Annotated in this window: 12 protein-coding genes and 1 tRNA gene; 2 read left to right on the top strand and 11 right to left on the bottom strand. The window is 68.6% G+C overall.

From position 1 onward, the window contains the following. On the bottom strand, nucleotides 1-585 hold a 585-nt coding region (locus G6016_RS07045), incomplete at its 3' end, for a Rho termination factor N-terminal domain-containing protein (RefSeq protein WP_182631961.1). Nucleotides 586-1,067: 482 nt separating this feature from the next. Here G6016_RS07045 and G6016_RS07040 point away from each other — a divergent pair. Beyond that, nucleotides 1,068-2,723, top strand: a complete 1,656-nt coding sequence (locus tag G6016_RS07040) for a long-chain-fatty-acid--CoA ligase (protein WP_182631960.1) — start codon at nucleotides 1,068-1,070, stop codon at nucleotides 2,721-2,723. Between the two features lie 27 nt (nucleotides 2,724-2,750). Here G6016_RS07040 and thrB read toward each other — a convergent pair whose 3' ends face one another. Genes thrB through argS form a run of 5 tightly spaced genes read right to left on the bottom strand, consistent with a single transcriptional unit; the run spans nucleotide 2,751 to nucleotide 9,205 of the window. Continuing rightward, nucleotides 2,751-3,713 (bottom strand): homoserine kinase, encoded by a 963-nt coding sequence (thrB, locus tag G6016_RS07035; protein WP_182631959.1) that lies wholly within the window; start codon nucleotides 3,711-3,713, stop codon nucleotides 2,751-2,753. Next, on the bottom strand, nucleotides 3,710-4,792 hold the full coding sequence (gene thrC, locus G6016_RS07030) for a threonine synthase (protein WP_182631958.1): 1,083 nt from the start codon (nucleotides 4,790-4,792) through the stop codon (nucleotides 3,710-3,712). Before thrC ends, thrB begins: the two co-directional genes overlap by 4 nt. Next, nucleotides 4,789-6,141: a homoserine dehydrogenase gene (locus G6016_RS07025; RefSeq protein ID WP_182631957.1), complete on the bottom strand. Its 1,353-nt coding sequence runs from the start codon at nucleotides 6,139-6,141 to the stop codon at nucleotides 4,789-4,791. The genes thrC and G6016_RS07025 overlap by 4 nt, the downstream gene beginning before the upstream one ends. Then, a complete protein-coding gene (gene lysA / locus G6016_RS07020; RefSeq protein WP_182631956.1) occupies nucleotides 6,138-7,556 on the bottom strand; it encodes a diaminopimelate decarboxylase in 1,419 nt (472 codons plus the stop codon). The genes G6016_RS07025 and lysA overlap by 4 nt, the downstream gene beginning before the upstream one ends. Further along, the gene (argS, locus tag G6016_RS07015) at nucleotides 7,553-9,205 is read right to left on the bottom strand and encodes an arginine--tRNA ligase (RefSeq protein ID WP_182631955.1); all 1,653 of its coding nucleotides are present in this window, start codon (nucleotides 9,203-9,205) and stop codon (nucleotides 7,553-7,555) included. Before argS ends, lysA begins: the two co-directional genes overlap by 4 nt. A gap of 192 nt (nucleotides 9,206-9,397) precedes the next feature. Here argS and G6016_RS07010 point away from each other — a divergent pair. Next, nucleotides 9,398-9,470, top strand: a tRNA-Arg gene (locus tag G6016_RS07010). Between the two features lie 88 nt (nucleotides 9,471-9,558). Here the strand turns inward: G6016_RS07010 and G6016_RS07005 are convergent. From G6016_RS07005 to G6016_RS06985, 5 genes are all read right to left on the bottom strand, one after another. Continuing rightward, nucleotides 9,559-10,038, bottom strand: a complete 480-nt coding sequence (locus G6016_RS07005; RefSeq protein WP_241729888.1) for a MarR family winged helix-turn-helix transcriptional regulator — start codon at nucleotides 10,036-10,038, stop codon at nucleotides 9,559-9,561. A 76-nt stretch (nucleotides 10,039-10,114) separates the two neighbouring features. Then, entirely contained in the window at nucleotides 10,115-12,778 is a 2,664-nt protein-coding gene (locus G6016_RS07000) for an AAA family ATPase (RefSeq protein WP_241729898.1), read from the bottom strand. 14 nt (nucleotides 12,779-12,792) lie between these two features. Next, nucleotides 12,793-13,980, bottom strand: coding sequence for a metallophosphoesterase family protein (locus G6016_RS06995; protein WP_182631953.1), 1,188 nt, complete (start codon nucleotides 13,978-13,980; stop codon nucleotides 12,793-12,795). A gap of 48 nt (nucleotides 13,981-14,028) precedes the next feature. Next, on the bottom strand, nucleotides 14,029-14,787 hold the full coding sequence (locus G6016_RS06990) for an SWIM zinc finger family protein (protein WP_182631952.1): 759 nt from the start codon (nucleotides 14,785-14,787) through the stop codon (nucleotides 14,029-14,031). Further along, nucleotides 14,784-16,958: DEAD/DEAH box helicase (locus G6016_RS06985; protein WP_182631951.1), on the bottom strand; the 2,175-nt coding region annotated here is incomplete at its 5' end. The genes G6016_RS06990 and G6016_RS06985, both read right to left, overlap by 4 nt.

Genomic DNA, 16,958 nt, shown 5'->3' with positions numbered 1-16,958 from the left:
GCCCTGGTTGCCCGAATCCTGCTGATCGCCGTTCTGCTGGTCCCGGCTCTGCTGGTCTCGGCTCTGCTGGTCGCGGTTCTGTTGACCCCGGCCGCGGCCGCCCTGATCGTCCGAGCCCTGGTTGACCGAGCTCTGCTGAGCATTGTCGTCGCGAGACTGGTCGCTGGACCGCTCGCCGGACCGGTCGCGGGACTGTTCCTGCTCCTGGCGGTTCTGGTCCTGGCCGTCCTGCGCCGGCGCCTCGTCGCGAACGGCCCGGCGACGACCGGAGGCCTGGTCACGGCCCTGGCGCTGCCCGCTTCGGTCGCCGTCGTCCGTGCTGGACGACTCGGGCGCACGGTCGGATTGATGCGGCTCGGTGGTCGACGGCGCCGACGAGGCCGGCCGCGACTCCGCTGCCTTGGGGCGGCTCGTGGCCGCGCCACCCGGGCGAGCACCCTCGATCATCTCGACGAGCTCGCCCTTGCGCTTGCCCGACAGGCCCTTGAGGCCCATCTGCTGGCCGAGTGCCTTCAGATCGGCAAGACGCATCGCGGACAGCGATACGCCCTGCGGCGGGGTGGATGTGGTTTCCGTCGAGGTCACGGGGATCCTTTCTGGGCTCGGGACCGAGGAGGTGATGGACCGCCTCGCATCGAGCAGGTGTCCGGGATCGCCGAGGAGGCGTCCGGGGTGGCCACGTAGGCCCCTTCCGCACGTAGCGTCAATGCCGTGTACGGAAGTGTTCGTCTGAGGGGGATCCATGTGGGGACAAACCGCCCGCCGGCGAGGATCCCTGAGTGCCAACTCGCCGATCGACCGTTCCCGCCGGGACAAGCACTCATCAACGAAGTCCGGTCACCGGCGCGTGATGTGTGCGAAGCCCTCGACAACGCGGAAAAGACCGGGCGTCCGTGGCTGCTGATAAGCATACTACCTGCACGCGGCGACGTACACGTTGACCTCCGCGCGTCGCCACCACGGCGAACGGCCCGGCGGTCACTGGCGGTAACGTACAGCACATCGAGAAACCGTCGAGACGGCACCGACACGCCGTCGAGGCCAGTCCGATCCGCAGGAGGTGACACGTGTACGGAACGATGTTGGACACCCCGCTGCTCGTGTCCCGGATCCTCGAGCACGGCGCGGAGCGCCACGGCGCCACCACCATCACCGGATTCGACAGCCGGCTCGAACCCCGTCCCACCAGGTTCGATGTGATCGCGGCCCGCGCTGCGGCCACCGCGCACGCCCTGGCGGAACTGGGAGTAGGCCACGGCGACGTGGTGGCCATCCTGTCGGAGAGCCGCACCGAGTACGTCGAGGCGGTGTTCGCGATCCCCGCCATGGGTGCGGTGGCGATGCCGGTGAACATCCTCCGATCCGACGACTTCAAAACCTCTGCCCTTCGAGACAATGACGTCACGATTGCCCTCGTCGATCCAGAGGTTTTCTCCTCGGTCCTTGAGCTGACCGCGGACCTTCCGAGCCTGCGCCACGTCGTCGTCGTCGACACCCACGTCCCCACCGGCCACGCCGACACCCACGTCGAGGTCCACGCCCTCGAGGCGCTTCTAGACGGCCGGCCCACCACCTACCCGTGGCCCGAACTGGACGAACGGACCGCGGCGGCGATCGCCTACACCTCCGGCACCTCCGGTAACTCCAAGGGCGTCGCCTACACGCACCGGTCCATCTGGCTCCACTCCATGCAGATGTGCATGGCCGAGAGCGCCGCCCTCCGCAGCGGTGACACCATCCTGTCCACGGTGCCCATGCACCACGTCATGTCCTGGGGGCTGCCGTACGCCGCGTTCATGTCCGGCGCCGGGCTCGTCACCGCCCGCCCGCGTCCCGGCGAAGGGCTCCACACCGGCGCGGACCTCGCCAAACTGCTCGGCACCTTCCGCCCCAACAAACTCATGACCACCCCCGCCGCACTCCAGCAGCTCCTCGGTCAACTCGAGGCGCATCCGCAGTCGCTGTCGCACCTGAGCGAGATCCTCGTGGGCGGATCCGGAGTGCCGGAAGCGCTGTTCGACGCCTTCGTGGAGCGACACGGCGTCACGCTGATCCAGGCGTACGGCCTCACCGAGACCAGCCCGATCGCCGCGTTCGCCCGGCCCGATCCGCACTCCTCGGCAACTCACCGACGCGCGCAGATTCTCGGGCAGGGCCGCTTCCCCGCCGGGGTCCGGGCCCGCGTCGTCGACGGCGACCGTGTCCAGCCGAACGACGGATGGTCCGTGGGCGAACTCCAACTCCGGGGCCCCTGGGTGACGGCGCGCTATCTCGGCGACGACTCCCCGGAGCGGTTCGTCGACGGGTGGCTGCGCACCGGCGACATGGCCAGCATCACGCCCAGGGGCTACCTCGATGTGGTGGACCGGGCCGACGACATCATCGCCTCCGGCGGCGAGCTGATCTCCAGCATCGAACTCGAACACGCCGTGGTCCGCGATGACCGGGTGGCCGATGCCGCCGTGATCGGAGTGCCCGACGACCGCTGGGGTAGCCGACCGATGGTCCTGGTTCTTCTCAAACCCGGGGCCGTCGCGACCGCGCGCTCGCTCTGGGAAGGGCTCGACGGGGTGCTCGAGATGTGGAAACGACCGGACCGCTGGGCCTTTGTCGACGACATCCCGCTGACGACCGTCGGTAAATACGACAAGGTCGCCATCCGGGCGCGGTACGCCGCCGGCGAATACTCCGTGACGAGAATCGCGCCCGGATCGGCGCGGTAGGACCGGCGCCGAACCGGAGGTGCGACCTCAGTCGGTGGACACCACCTGCGCGCCGTCCGCGATCTGCAGATCGAGCGCGCGCCAGCCCTCCGATTCGGCCAGGTCACGCAGATCATCCGGCAGTCGCGAGGTGCCCAGAACGAGCACGGTGGGCCCCGCTCCCGACACAGTCGCGGCGAGCCCCCGCTCACGCAGCCGCGTGATCCAGCGTGTGGTCGCCTTCAGCGCGGGCGCGCGATACGACTGGTGGAGCCGGTCCTCGGTGGCCGCGGGAAGGAACTCCGGCCGGGACCCGAGGGCCACCGACATCAATGCGGCACGGCTGGCGTTGAACGCCGCGTCCTCGTGCGGAACCGACGCCGGCAGCAGACCGCGGGTCTGGGCGGTGGACGACGTCTCCGACGGCACGAGAACCGTCGCGACGATTGACGGGTCGACGTCCATCCGGACGGCGCGGTACGTCACGCCGGTGGCCGAGCGTTCGGTCCACGACACCACGACACCGCCGAGCACGCTGGCCGCGGCATTGTCGGGGTGTCCCTCGAACTCGCTGGAGAGCTGCACCAGGTGATCGGTGGTCAGCACGGAGTCCATCAGGCCGTTGGCCGCGACCAGTCCCCCGACCGCGGCGGAGGCCGACGACCCCAGCCCCCGGGAGTGAGGGATCGCGTTGTGGCAGGCGATGCGCACTCCCGGGGCGCCGACGCCGCCTGCACGCAGCCCCGCCTCGACGGCCTTCGCGACCAGGTGAGAGGCATCCTCCGGCACCTCACCGGCGCCCTCGCCAGTGACCTCGAGCTCCAGCCCCGACTCGATGATGGTGACGGTGATCGAGTCGTACAACCCGAGCGCGACGCCGAGCGCGTCGAATCCGGGGCCGAGGTTCGCGCTCGACGCCGGCACCTCGACGGTGACGGACTTGCCGACCGGGAGGATCCTCCCGCCCGAGCTGCCGAAAACCTCCGGCCCGGAACCGGTCACCCCGCTCATTCCAGACCGAGGGCGCCGGCGACCGCCGTCGGATCGACCGGAACCGGCTCGACCTCGGGCATGCCCAGCAGCGCGGTGTCCGGGTCCTTGAGACCGTTGCCGGTGACCGTGCACACGATCGTCTGGCCCGCCTCGAGCTCGCCGTTCGCGTGGGCGTCGAGGAGTCCTGCGACCGATGCGGCAGATGCGGGCTCGACGTAGACGCCGTCCTTGCCCGCGACCGTGCGGTAGGCCTCGAGGATCTGCTCGTCGGTGCGCTTGCGGAACGTGCCGCCCGACTCCTCCTTGGCGGCCACCGCGCCGTCCCACGACGCCGGGGCGCCGATCCGGATCGCGGTGGCGATGGTCTCGGGGTCCTTGACCGGCGCACCGTCGACGAGCGGAGCCGCACCCGCGGCCTGGACGCCCATCATCCGCGGCCGGCTGCTGATGATTCCGTCCGCGTGGTACTCGGTGTAGCCGCGCCAGTACGCGGTGATGTTGCCCGCGTTGCCGACGGGAAGGAAGTGCAGGTCGGGCGCCTTGCCGAGGACGTCGACGACCTCGAACGCCGCGGTTTTCTGCCCCTCGATGCGGACCGGGTTGACCGAGTTGACCAGGCCGATCTCCTCGTAGGTCGAGGTGGTCTTGCGTGCCAGCTCCAGACAGTCGTCGAAGTTGCCGTCGACCTGGATGATCGTCGCACCCATCATCACGGCCTGGGCGAGCTTGCCCGCGGCGATCTTGCCCTGCGGGATGAGCACCGCGCACTCCATGCCGGCACGCGTCGCGTAGGCGGCGGCCGAAGCCGAGGTGTTTCCGGTGGAGGCGCACAGCACGGCGCGCTGTCCGCGGGCCTTGGCGTCGGTGACGGCCATCGTCATGCCGCGGTCCTTGAACGACCCGGTCGGGTTGAGGCCCTCGACCTTGAGGTAGACCTCGCAGCCGGTGACCGCCGACAGATGCGTTGCCCGGATGAGCGGCGTGCCACCCTCGTACAGGGTCACCGGCTCCCAGTTCTCCCCGATCGGGAGACGGTCCCGGTAGGCCTCGATCAGGCCGGGCCAGCGGCTGTGCACGGGCTTGTAGGTGCTGCTCATTCGGTGTCGACTCCCTCGAGACGGATGACGCTGGTGATGTCGGTGACGGCGTCCTGATCCGACAGCGCGGCCACCGTGTCGGCGAGTGCGCGCTCGGAGGCGCGGTGGGTCAGGACGGTGAGTTCGGCACTGGGCTCGATGTCCTCGACCTCGGCCTCGGGGATCTCGACCTCGGTCTGGCGGACCTGGGCGATCGAGACCCCGTGGTTGGAGAACTCCGCAGCGACCAACGCGAGCACGCCGGGCTTGTCCGCCACGCGCATGCGCACGTGGTAGCGGGTGAGGATCTCGTCCATCGACGCCACCGGGAGGGCGGCGTACGTGGACTCGCCGGGGGCGCGGCCGGCGCCCACCTTGTTGCGGGCTGCCGCGACCATGTCACCGAGCACGGCGGACGCGGTCGGAGCACCGCCGGCGCCCTGGCCGTAGAACATGAGCCGGCCGGCCGCCTCGGCCTCGACCACGACGGCGTTGAACGCCCCGTTGACCGCGGCCAGCGGATGGGAGTTGGGCAGCAGCGCGGGGTAGACGCGCGCGGACACCGCCTCGGTTCCGTCGGCTCGGCGCAGCTTCTCGCAAATGGCCAGCAGCTTGATGGTGCAGTCCATGTCGCGCGCGGACTCGAAGTCGTCCGGGGAGATCCGGGAGATCCCCTCGCGGTAGACGTCGCCCGCGGTCACCCGGGAGTGGAACGCGATCGACGCGAGGATCGCCGCCTTGGCCGCCGCGTCGTACCCCTCCACGTCCGCCGTGGGGTCCGCCTCGGCGTAACCCAGTCGAGAGGCCTCGGCGAGCGTCTCCGAGTAGTCTGCGCCGGTGGAGCCCATCTCGGACAAGATGTAGTTGGTGGTGCCGTTGACGATGCCGACGACACGCTCGACCTGGTCACCGGCCATGGACCGCCGCAGGGGGCCGATCACGGGGATCGCGCCGGCCACCGCGGCCTCGAAGTACAGGTCGGTGCCGGTGGAGTCGACAGCCTCGGCCAACTCGTCGGTGTACTCCGCGAGGAGCGCCTTGTTGGCGGTGACGACGGACTTGCCGTTGCGTAGCGCCTCCAGGAGGAGGGGCCGTGGCACGTCGATGCCGCCCATGAGTTCGACGACGACGTCGACGTCATCCCTGGACACCAGTGATGCCGGATCTGCGGTGAGCAGCTCCGGGTCGAGCCCGCGGTCCTTGGTCAGATCGCGGACAGCGACCCCGCGCAGCTCTAGTGGCGCGCCGATTCGGGCGGCCAGCGAATCCGCGTTGTCGGCCATGAAGCGGATGACCTCGCTGCCGACAGTGCCCATTCCGAGCACCGCCACTCCTACGGGTCGCACGCCTGACGCGGTTGCGTCGCTCACTGTCCCACCTCCAAGCTCGTCAGATCGTCCAGGGTCTCACGGCGCAGCACCAGTCGGGACTGTCCGTCGCGAACCGCCACCACGGCGGGGCGCCCGATGAGGTTGTACCTACTCGACATGGAGTAGCAGTACGCGCCGGTGGCCGCGACCGCCACCAGGTCGCCGGCGCCGACGTCCTCGGGCATCCACAGGTCGCGGACCACGACGTCGCCGCTCTCGCAATGCTTGCCCACCAGTCGCGAAACCACGGGCTCCGCGGTGGAGGTGCGCCCCACGAGCCGGGCGTCATACTCCGCGTCGTACAGGGCGGTACGGATGTTGTCGCTCATGCCGCCGTCGACGCTGATGTACCGCCGGCTCTCGTCACCGGAGAGTTCGACGTCCTTGGTCACACCGACTTCGTACAGCGTCACCGTGCCCGGGCCGGCGATCGCGCGGCCGGGCTCGACGACGAGGATCGGGGGCGTCAGATCCGACTCCCGGGCGAAGGAGTTAACGATCTCGGTCAGCGATTTGGCCAGTTGGGCCACCGGCGGCGGCGTGTCCGTGGGGACGTAGCTGATGCCCAGACCGCCGCCGAGGTCGAGGTGATCGAGCTGCTTGGTGCGCTCGGCCCCGAACTCGTCGACGATGTCGCGCAGGAGCCCGATCACGCGACGGGCGGCGAGCTCGAACCCGTCGATCTTGAAGATCTGCGATCCGATGTGACTGTGCAGCCCGGTCAGGCGGATGTTCTGCGCCGCGAACACCCCGCGGACCGCCTCCATCGCCGCGCCCCCGGACAGTGAGAAGCCGAACTTCTGGTCCTCGTGGGCGGTGGCGATGAACTCGTGGGTATGCGCCTCCACACCGACGGTGATCCGGATGAACACGTCCTGGACCACACCCTCCTCGGCCGCGATGCGGTCGAGGAGCTCGATCTCCGACATCGCGTCGAGCACGATGTGTCCCACTCCGGCACGGACTGCCATCCGGAGTTCGTCGGCGGACTTGTTGTTGCCGTGGACAGTGATCCGCTCCGCCGGGAAGTCTGCGCGTAGCGCGATCGCGAGCTCTCCGCCCGAGGCGACATCCAGGCTCAGTCCCTCCTCGGCTACCCAGCGGGCGACCTCGGTGCACAGGAACGCCTTGGATGCGTAGTGCACGCGGTCCGCTCCCCCGAACGCCTCGGCCATCTCCCGGCAGCGGGAGCGGAAATCATCCTCGTCGATGACGAACAGTGGGGTGCCGTACTCGGCGGCGAGATCCGACGCGGCGACACCGGCGAACTCGACCGCGCCGTCCTCGCGCCGGGAGGCACCGCGGGGCCACACGGCCGGTGCCAGCGACATCAGTTCGTCGGAAGTGGCGGGGCGTTCACCGATGGCGGGCGCGTGCGGGTACTCGTGACGGGATCCTGCGGGGTGAGCGCTCACATTTTCTCCGGTGCGTTGACGCCGATCAGGCGAAGTCCGTTGGCAAGGGTCTGTCGGGTGGCCGAACTCAGGGCGAGGCGGGCGGCATGCAGCGGTCCCGGCTCCTCGTCGCCCATCGGCAGAACACGGCACGTGTCGTAGAAACGGTGATAGGCCGCCGCCAATTCCTCGAGGTACCTCGCCACGCGGTGCGGCTCACGAAGATCGGCCGCGCTGGCAACAACGCGCGGAAACTCTCCGATGGTCCGGATGAGCGCGCCCTCCCGCTCCTCGACCAGGAGCGACAGGTCCGCACCTTCGGAGGTGACGCCGAGGTCCGCCGCGTTACGGGCGAGCGAGCACAACCGCGCGTGGGCGTACTGGACGTAGAACACCGGGTTGTCGTTGGTCGCCGACGCCCACAGTTCGAGGTCGATGTCCATCGTCTGGTCGACGGACGAGCGGATGAGGGCGTAGCGCGCGGCGTCCACACCGATCGCGTCGACCAGATCGTCCAGCGTGATGACGGTTCCGGCCCGCTTGCTCATCTTGACCGGAACACCGTCCCGAACCAAACTCACCATCTGTCCGATGAGGACCTCGATGGTGGCCGGATCGTGCCCGAGTGCTGCCGCGGCGGCCTTGAGGCGGGCGATGTAGCCGTGGTGGTCCGCTCCCAGCATGTAGATGCACAGGTCGAAGCCGCGTTCACGCTTGTCCAGGAAGTAGGCGATGTCGCCCGCGATGTATGCCGCATCGCCATCGGATTTGAGGACGACCCGGTCCTTGTCATCGCCGAACGCGGTCGATTTGAGCCACCACGCGCCGTCGGACTCGTACAGGTTTCCGTTGCCCTTGAGGGTCTCGATCGCCCGGTCGACCGCCCCGGACGTGAACATCGAGTTCTCATGCGTGTAGACGTCGAACACCGTGCCGAAATCAGCGAGCGAGCTCTTGATGTGGGTGAACATCAAGTCCACACCCTCCGAGCGGAAGGTCTCCAGACATTCGGACTCGGGCATGTCCAGGATGCCCGGGTGAGCGGCGACGATCTGAGCTGCGATGTCATCGATGTAGGCACCGGCATACCCGTCGTCCGGTGTGGGCGCACCCTTCGCCGCCGCCGCGAGGGACCTGCTGAAGCGGTCGATCTGCGCGCCGTGATCGTTGAAGTAGTACTCGCGGGTGACCTCTGCCCCGGAGGCCTCCAGCACGCGGCCGAGGGCGTCACCAACGGCCGCCCAGCGGGTGCCGCCGAGATGGATCGGCCCGGTCGGGTTGGCCGAGACGAACTCGAGGTTCACCCGGCGACCGGCGAGCAGTTCTCCGTTGCCGTAGTCGTCGCCCTTCTCGAGCACCGTCGACACCAGGGAGCCCTGTGCACCCGAGTCAAGACGGATGTTGAGGAATCCCGGCCCGGCGATCTCGGCCATATCGATGCCCGGATCCTGCTCCAACGCCGTGGCGAGTTCGCCGGCGAGGTCGCGGGGCGCCACCCCGACCTTCTTGCCGAGCTGAAGTGCGATGTTGGTCGCGTAGTCACCGTGTTCGGGATTGCGGGGTCGTTCGACGGTCACGGCCTCTGGAACGACCGAGGTGTCGATCCCTCGGTCGCCCAGAACGGCGACGAGGGCGGCACGGATGACGGCGGCGAGATCGGCGGGAGTCACGTCTTCATATCCTAGGTGTCGCCACGTGGTCGGGGGAATCGGACACCACCGTCAGCCCCTACTCGACCACGCGGTGCGCCCGATGCGGCCCCTGCCAGATACCGGTGCTACGATCAGTCTCGCTGTTCGAACGGATGTCACCTTCGGGGTGCGCCGCGAGAACAGCCTCCGGCCCGTGGGGCCGGTATCCCAGCCCTCGTAGCTCAGGGGATAGAGCGTTGGTTTCCGGTACCAAAGGTCAGGGGTTCGATTCCCTTCGGGGGCACACAGATTGAGGAAGGGCCCGGGCGTTTCGCCCGGGCCCTTCGCCGTTCCCGCGGTAGCAGCGAATTCACGCCGCCCTTTTTCGAAACTCAGCCGGGAAGTGTGATGCCGTCGATCTCGTCGATGCGCGCCACGATCCGCTCATAGATGTCGGTGAGCAGACGGACCTCGTCGTCGCTGACGACGTCGATGAACAGCTCGCGGACCTTCTCGACATGCTTGGGCGCGACGGAAGCGATTGCCGCCGCCCCCTCCTCGGTCAGCGTGACGATCGTGCCGCGACCGTCCTCGGCACACTCGTTCTTCGCCACCAGTCCGCGACCTTCCATTCGGCGCACCTGGTGGGAGACGCGACTACGGTCCCAGCCCAGTGCGGCTCCGAGATCGCGGGCACGCAGCCCTGCACCCTCTGCCTCGCTCAGGCTCACGAGCACGGAGTAGTCCGAGAGCGACATCGCAGCATCACGTTGGAGTTGGCGCTCGACCGCAAGGTCGAGCAGCTGATTGGCATCGCGGTACCGACGCCACATGCGCTGCTCTTGATCCGTCAACCAGCGTGTTTCGCTCATTTGCCTATTACAACACGTTTAGAGTGAACAATCGCCGTCCGGTATCGCAGCCGACACCCGACCAAGCTAACGTCGCTTACTCGGTAGCGGCTGCTGTACGTCGCATGACATGCGTGCGAGCACCGCCCACCCCGGCGAATCGCGCACGATCACAGGTGAGCACTATCACTTGGGAAGTCCCGGCAGCCGAGGCGATCACGTTCCCCATCGTCAGGCGCCGACCAGGATCGGTGTAGCCCATCGTGTCGTCCAGAAACACGGGTACCCCACCCGTCCCGACCAATCGGGCGCACGCGATGCGCACGATGACCGCCAGTTGCTCCCTGGCACCACCCGACAGCGAGTCGTAGTTGACCGTGACGTCGCCGATTCTGCGCGATCGGATGGTGAGGTCCTCACCCAGTTGGACGTCGAAATCTCGACCGTAGACGAGACTTCCGAGTTCGACCACTGCTCGATGAAACGGCTCCTGGTAGGCGCGCAGCGCCTCGGATCGGCGCGTCGTGAGCGTGCGGAGCAGCAAATCCGCCGCGCGAGCGCGCCGCCACAGCGCGGCGTTCTCCCGTTCCGCCTCGTCCAGTTCCCGGTCGGCCGCGGAGACGTCACCGAGCCGCCCCTGATCGACGATCGCATTGACCCGTCCCAGTGCTGTCGCGACGGCTGCTGCGGACTCACGCTCCTCGTTCTGCAGAGCCGTCAGGGACGCACGAGCATTATCCAGCACCTCTGGCGGGGCGTCTGCGAGCGCGTCATCGAGAGCGGTACGGGCCTTGTGTGCATCAGCCCGGGCCTCGTCCAGCCGCTTACGTGCCGCTTCTTCGGTCTCCGATAGCTGACTATCCGAAGCGGTCTCACGGGCTCGTTCCAACACAGTCGTTCGCTCGGCAAGCCGCGACTCGGCCTCCTCAGCCAACGCCACGCGAGTGGCGTGCTCGGTTCGGACGGTCTCCGCCTCTGCCGCAGCCGCCCGGTCGGCGCCTCGGCAGGTGACGACCAGCGTCTCGGCATCAGCCGCTGTCGCCGCCGGATCCGCCAGCTCTGGTGGGGACTCGAACCCTGCAACCGGGGCATCGACCTGATCCGTCGTCACTTCCGGTCCGGCGTCGTCTTCCGGCCCACCGTTCTCCTCCTGCGGGTCGGCATCGGTGAGGAGGTTCCGCAAAGCGTCCCTGCGGGTGCGGAGGTCATCGAGGGTCTCCCCCGCAAGCAGATCCGTGCGGCGCCGGCGAAGTGCTTCGACCTGTCCACGCAGTGAGTCGACGAGCCGTGCACGCTCCTCCACTTCCGCGCGATCTGCCACGCCGATCTCCCGGAGCACCGTCTCCAGGCGCCTGCGCGCAGACGTTTCCTCCCGCCGGACGGCGTCGGTATCACCGGCCGGCGAGACGGTCAGCGAGATGTCACCGATCTCGAATACCGTGTCGTCGACGATGCGCTCGGTCCAGGCCGGATCCGCCTCGCGGGATTCGCCTGCCACGACGAGCTGACCGCTACCGGCCACCTCGACTGTGGGGGCGCTGGCCGTGCTTCGCACCACGGCTTCCCGTAGTGACTCATCTGCCGACCGGATGCGTTCGACCGCATCGTCGGGGATCGCCACCTCGGTCAACCGGGCATCGACGGCGGACAACTCGTCCCCGATCCCCTCGACCGTGTCGATGAGCGTGTCGAGTCGCTGGTATTCGCGTCGGCGGTGCTCGGACTCCTGCGTCAGCCGGGCCCGATCGAGCGATGCACGGGCTCGCGTGAGTGCCGCCTCGGCCGCCTCCAGGGATTCGCGCGCACCATCTGCTCGCTCTTGCGCTGGGCCCAGACGATCCGCGGCCGCCTCCACCGCCTTGCGGGCGGCCTTGGTGCGGTCACGCTCACGCTCGACCTCGGACACCAGGTCACCGCGGTCTCGGACCATCCGAAGGGCCGCATCGTGTTCCGCAGCGGCCCGATCCACCCGGGTGTCCGCATCCGAAGCCACCTGTCGACGCTCAGACACCACCACAGCAGCCGCCTCCAGTCGGGTCACCTCTGTCTCCAACGCAGACTGCGCTTCGGAGTGTGATCGATGGACTGCGGCCTGCTGGGCGTGGGCATCAACCGCAGCATCGAGTTCGGCATGCTCGGCCTTTGCCCTGGTCAGGAGTTCCCGGGCCTCGGCCAGTCGTGCCTCCGACCGTGCCAGGTCGCCGGTGGGGCCTCCCTTCTGGGCGGTGAGGTAGCGGTTGCGCTCTTCGGTAACCTGGGCGATCAGTGAGTCGTCCCCTGTCGGGTCCTCCCCACCTGCCGCCGCATCGAGTGCGCGGCGTAGCGAGTCCATTCCCTCGGCGGCATTGACTTGTCCGATCGGCTCGTCCTGCGCTATCCGCAGCGCACGCCACAACGATCGGTCCACTTTGCTCTCGAGTAGGTCGCGGACGTAGTTGTGCGCGTCATCCCCGGACAGTGCCTCGCGGGCAGAGCCGGGAAAGTGCAGGGACGTCTGCTTGCCTTTCACAAACTCCTTGCGGTAGCACAACCGCAGGTCATCGATGGTGAACTCGGCTTCCACCACGACCGGGACATCCCGCCCGACCGGCTTGGTGGCCTTGATGTCCGCGCGGCCCGACGAGGCCTTGTGCTCGAGAAGCATCTCGAGTGCGTCCATGAGACTGGTCTTGCCCGACTCGTTGGGTCCCTCGACCACGAGAACTCCCTGCGTCGGGATCTCGACTTCTTCGCGGGTCACCCCGCGAAAGTCCTGAAGCATCAGCCGATGCAGGATCATCGTGTTCCCCCGTCCACGAGTCGGTACAGCAGGCTCAGAGCATTTCCCGCGTCCTCCGCATCGGGCCCGCCGCTCGAGGCGATCTCCACCAGATCCGCCATCGCCCGGCCCGCGTACCCGTCGACGAGACCGGTGAGATCGGCGTCGTCTGCGCGGACGACCAGGTGCGTCCGCGTCTCACGGAGGTAGGCGCAGGCAAACAGGGCCGACCAGCGTTCCACCTCCGTGTCGATCCGGGCCCGTAGTGCCACCCCGACGGTTCCCACCAGGCCCAGTTTGAGGACGGTGCGGGTCTTGTCCTCGATCGCCTCGACTCGGCTGACCAGGGCATCCAGGTCCTCGTCCGTGTCGATCTGGGCGTTGATGGCGAGAAACGACCACCGTCCGGTGCGCAGCGGGGTGACGGTGGAGCCGCCTCGCTCGCCTCCGGGCCGCGCTCGCTCGAGTTCCACCAGCAGTGCGTGTCCGGAGTCCTTCTCACGATCGTCGAAGTCGGTGGTCTCGGGACTGCCGGAGAACCACACGCGCTGCCCTGAGCCCACGCGGGTCACCGAATGTCGGTCACCGAGCGCGACATAGTCCAGCCGACGCGAGCCCACCGCCTCCTCGAGCAGGGCGACGGGGATGGCCTCGACAGACGGCGAGTGCCCTCCGTAGACCTCATCGGTTCCGCCGTGGGCCACCAGCACTCGAAGTGCATTCGTTGGCTCGAGCGAATCCAGCAGTGCGGGGAGCCTGGAGGGGTCCGGTCGTTTGGAGGTCCAGGGCACCCCGACCACCTCGACGCCGGGAACCACCTCGATCGGTTCGGAGCCATCGAGGACCATCACGGCACCCCCGTCGACGGCTGACGCGAAGTCGCGTGAGCGGAACACCGACGACACGTCCAGCGGGTCGTGGTTGCCGGGCAGGAGTAATACCGGGACGGGGAACGCGGCCAGCGTTTCGGCCGCGCGCAGAACCACTGATCTGGGTACCGCGTTGTCCTCGAACACATCGCCCGCGACCACTACGAACTGAGCCTCGTGGGTCGACGCCAGTTCACGGAGTGCTGCCACTGCTGCCAGCCGGTCCGCGGTGTAGACGGCCTGTGATTCGTCGCCGAGGAACCGCCGGGTCATGCCGAGTTGCCAGTCGGCCGAATGGAGGAATCTGACGGTGTCACCGTCCCGGGGGGTGGTCATGTCCGCATGGTAGGTCGAAGGTCCGACATCAGTTCCCGCCTACCCAGGTCACCGCGGCCGGTAGCTGCCGAAGGCGTCGAGAAAGTCCTCGAGATCAGCGACCACCCGCAGTTGCTCGAGGGGGTCGTTGGTCGCCGCGGCCGCCATCCGTCTGGTCACCGGCGCGTCGAGTAGGTCCTCGAGGCCGGCCGGGGAGGGCGCGGGAATCGTGGGTAGGAGAGGTTCGGTGCCCCAGAGGCTCTCTTCGACGTCCACCTCCACCATTCCGGCAGTGTCCCCGGTACCGCGGAGGATCGCGCCCAGTCGGTCGGCTCCGAGTCCGCGCAACTCGAACAGGACCTCGGGCGAGGCGTCCCACCACTCGACCATGATGTACGCCGCGGCGAGCACGTGGCGGCACGGTCCCGGCTGAACCGGGCAGTTGCACGAGTACCTGGTCGCACCGTGGACGGCGGGAAGGAGCAGGAATCCGATGGTGTCGGAGTAGTTGCCGGCCAGCGCACCGAGCACGCCGTTCTCCTCCTGCCGGAGTGCCGCGCGGAGGGAGTCCGAGTCGGTGGAGTCCAGGGGCGCGAAGGTGAATTCGACGGTGAAGGGTCGTGGCCGGCTGCCGTCGACGTAGAAGCGGACCGTCCGCCCGGAGTGGTTCAGGGACAGCACCTTCTCCTTACGCACGTCCTGGCGCGCGAGCCGGATGTCATCTCCGATGACCCCTGTTTCCAGGTCCGCGGACCATCGCCGGCTCCACAGGTGCCTGCCGAACACCCCGACGCGCGACCGCGCCCTGATCCCCGCTCCCCCGCTCACGGTTCCTCCACCCCGTCGTCGGTGAGCGCGACGAGCGACGCCAGTTCGGCATCGTCGAGCTCGGTCAGGGCACCGGCCATCGGTCCGAGAGTCAACTCCGCCAGGTCCCGCTTGGCATCCAGCAGCTCGTCGATCCGGTCCTCCACGGTGCCGGGGGCGACGAGGGTGCGGACCTGCACGATGCGGGTCTGCCCGATGCGGTGGACACGGTCGGTGGCCTGATTCTCCACGGCCGGATTCCACCACCTGTCCAGGTGAACGACGTGGTTGGCCTCCGTCAGCGTCAGGCCGGTTCCGCCGGCGCGCAACGATGCGAGCATCACCGACGGGCCGTCAGGGCTCTGGAACTCCCGGACCATTTCGGCGCGGCCCGCGGCGGTGACGCCACCGTGCAGGAACGGCACCGCGCTGGTGGCACGCCTCTCCAGCATCGGCAAGATGAGGTCACCGAACGCCCGGTACTGCGTGAACAGCAGTACCTTCTCGTCGTTTCCCAGGATCTCGGTGAGCACCTCGTCGAGCGCGGCGAGCTTGCCGGACCGGTGCCTGCCGCCCCGCAGCAACGCCGAGCCGTCGCCCAGATAGTGAGCCGGGTGATTGCAGACCTGCTTGAGCGCGGTCAGCCCCGAGAGGATCGCACCCTTGCGCGAGGCCCCTTCGGACTCCTTGACCTGCTCCATCATGTCCTCGACGACCGCCCGGTAGAGGGTCGCCTGCTCGCGGGTCAGTGGGGCGTCGACGCGGATGTGTTGCTTGTCGGGCAGGTCGGCGACGACCCGCGGGTCGGATTTGAGCCGACGCAGCACGAACGGGCCGGCGAGCGCCCGCAGCCGCGATGCCGCCGCCTCGTCGCGATGGGATTCGATCGGGACCGCGAACCGGGCCCGGAACGTACTGGCCGAACCGAGCACCCCGGGATTGGCGAACTCCAGCACAGCGCGCAGCTCGTCGAGGCGGTTCTCGACCGGCGTGCCGGTGAGCGCGATCCGATGATCGGCCGGGATGGCCATGAGCGCCCGCGACACCGCCGTGGACGGGTTCTTGATCGTCTGCGCCTCGTCCGCCACGAGCCGTCGCCACGGCACCGCTGTCAGTAGGACGACGTCCCGGGCCGCGGTGCCGTACGAGGTGAGGACCACGTCCGCGGAAGCCAGCCGTTCGGCTGCGCCCTCACCGCGTTCCCGGTCCGGGCCGTGGTGGGTGGCGACGGTCAGCTCGGGGGCGAACGTCGCCGCTTCCCGGGCCCACGTGGCGAGCAGCGTCAGCGGCGCCACGACCAGGTTGGGTCCGCTCCCGTTGCCGACCTCCGAGGCGATCAGTGCGAGTACCTGCATGGTCTTGCCGAGCCCCATGTCGTCCGCGAGCACAGCGCCGGTGTCGGCGCGGGACAGCGCCGTCAGCCAGCGCAAGCCCTCGAGTTGGTAGGGCCGGAGCGTCGCCCGGAACCAGGGGGGAAGATCAACCTCGATCGACGACGACGACGGGATCCATCCCAGGGTCGTGGGCGCCTCGACCTCGACGCCCTCCGCCTCCTCAGACATGAGTGCCGCCACCAGGGCCGGAGGTGACAGCTTGGTCCCCTTACGGGCGGCCAGGAACCGGGCGGCGCGACGCAGGGCACCGGGATCGGCCCTGACCCATTGTCCGCGGAGCCTGACCAGATCGGACGCCGAGTCCAGGAGCATCTGGACCTCGGTCTCGTCCAACGGCTCGTCGTCGACGATCATCTCCCAGTTGACGTCCGCGAGCTGGTCGAGACCCAGTCGGCGACCCGAGTCGACGGATTCGGTCCCCGGCTCCGAGGCCACGACCCGCACCGCGGTCCGCACCCGGGTCCATGCGCGTGGCAGCAGCACTTCGACGCCGCGCCCCCGCAGTGTCTCGACCCCCTCGTCCACCAATTCCACGACGAGTTCGGTGGGGATCAGCAGGTCCACGCCGCCCTTCTCCGGGATTGCCCGCCCGAGCGGTGGCCACGAGCGGATCGACCTGTCCACCACATCCCGTACCGCGTCGTCCACAACCGAGGGGTCGGGCAGTTCGGCGTACGGCCGCAGTGAGTCGGTGCCGGTACGCACGAGCACCTCGAGCCTCCACAGGACCGCTCCCACCGGCTCCTCTCCCGAGTCCGAGGCTGCACCGCCCAGATCCTCCTCGTAGTGGGGCTCGAC

Origin of the sequence: Dietzia aerolata (genome assembly GCF_014144865.1) — a bacterium.
Taxonomy (GTDB): Bacteria; Actinomycetota; Actinomycetes; order Mycobacteriales; family Mycobacteriaceae; genus Dietzia; species Dietzia aerolata.
The sequence above is the reverse complement of the archived record's forward strand: the minus strand, read 5'-3'. Positions and strand labels throughout refer to the sequence as shown.

Coding starts and splice junctions, on each gene's coding strand:
- thrB (WP_182631959.1), bottom strand. CDS start 3,713: ATGAGCGGGGTGACCGGTTCCGGGCCGGAGGTTTTCGGCAGCTCGGGC.
- thrC (WP_182631958.1), bottom strand. CDS start 4,792: ATGAGCAGCACCTACAAGCCCGTGCACAGCCGCTGGCCCGGCCTGATC.
- G6016_RS07005 (WP_241729888.1), bottom strand. CDS start 10,038: ATGAGCGAAACACGCTGGTTGACGGATCAAGAGCAGCGCATGTGGCGT.
- G6016_RS07000 (WP_241729898.1), bottom strand. CDS start 12,778: ATGCTTCAGGACTTTCGCGGGGTGACCCGCGAAGAAGTCGAGATCCCG.
- G6016_RS06995 (WP_182631953.1), bottom strand. CDS start 13,980: ATGACCACCCCCCGGGACGGTGACACCGTCAGATTCCTCCATTCGGCC.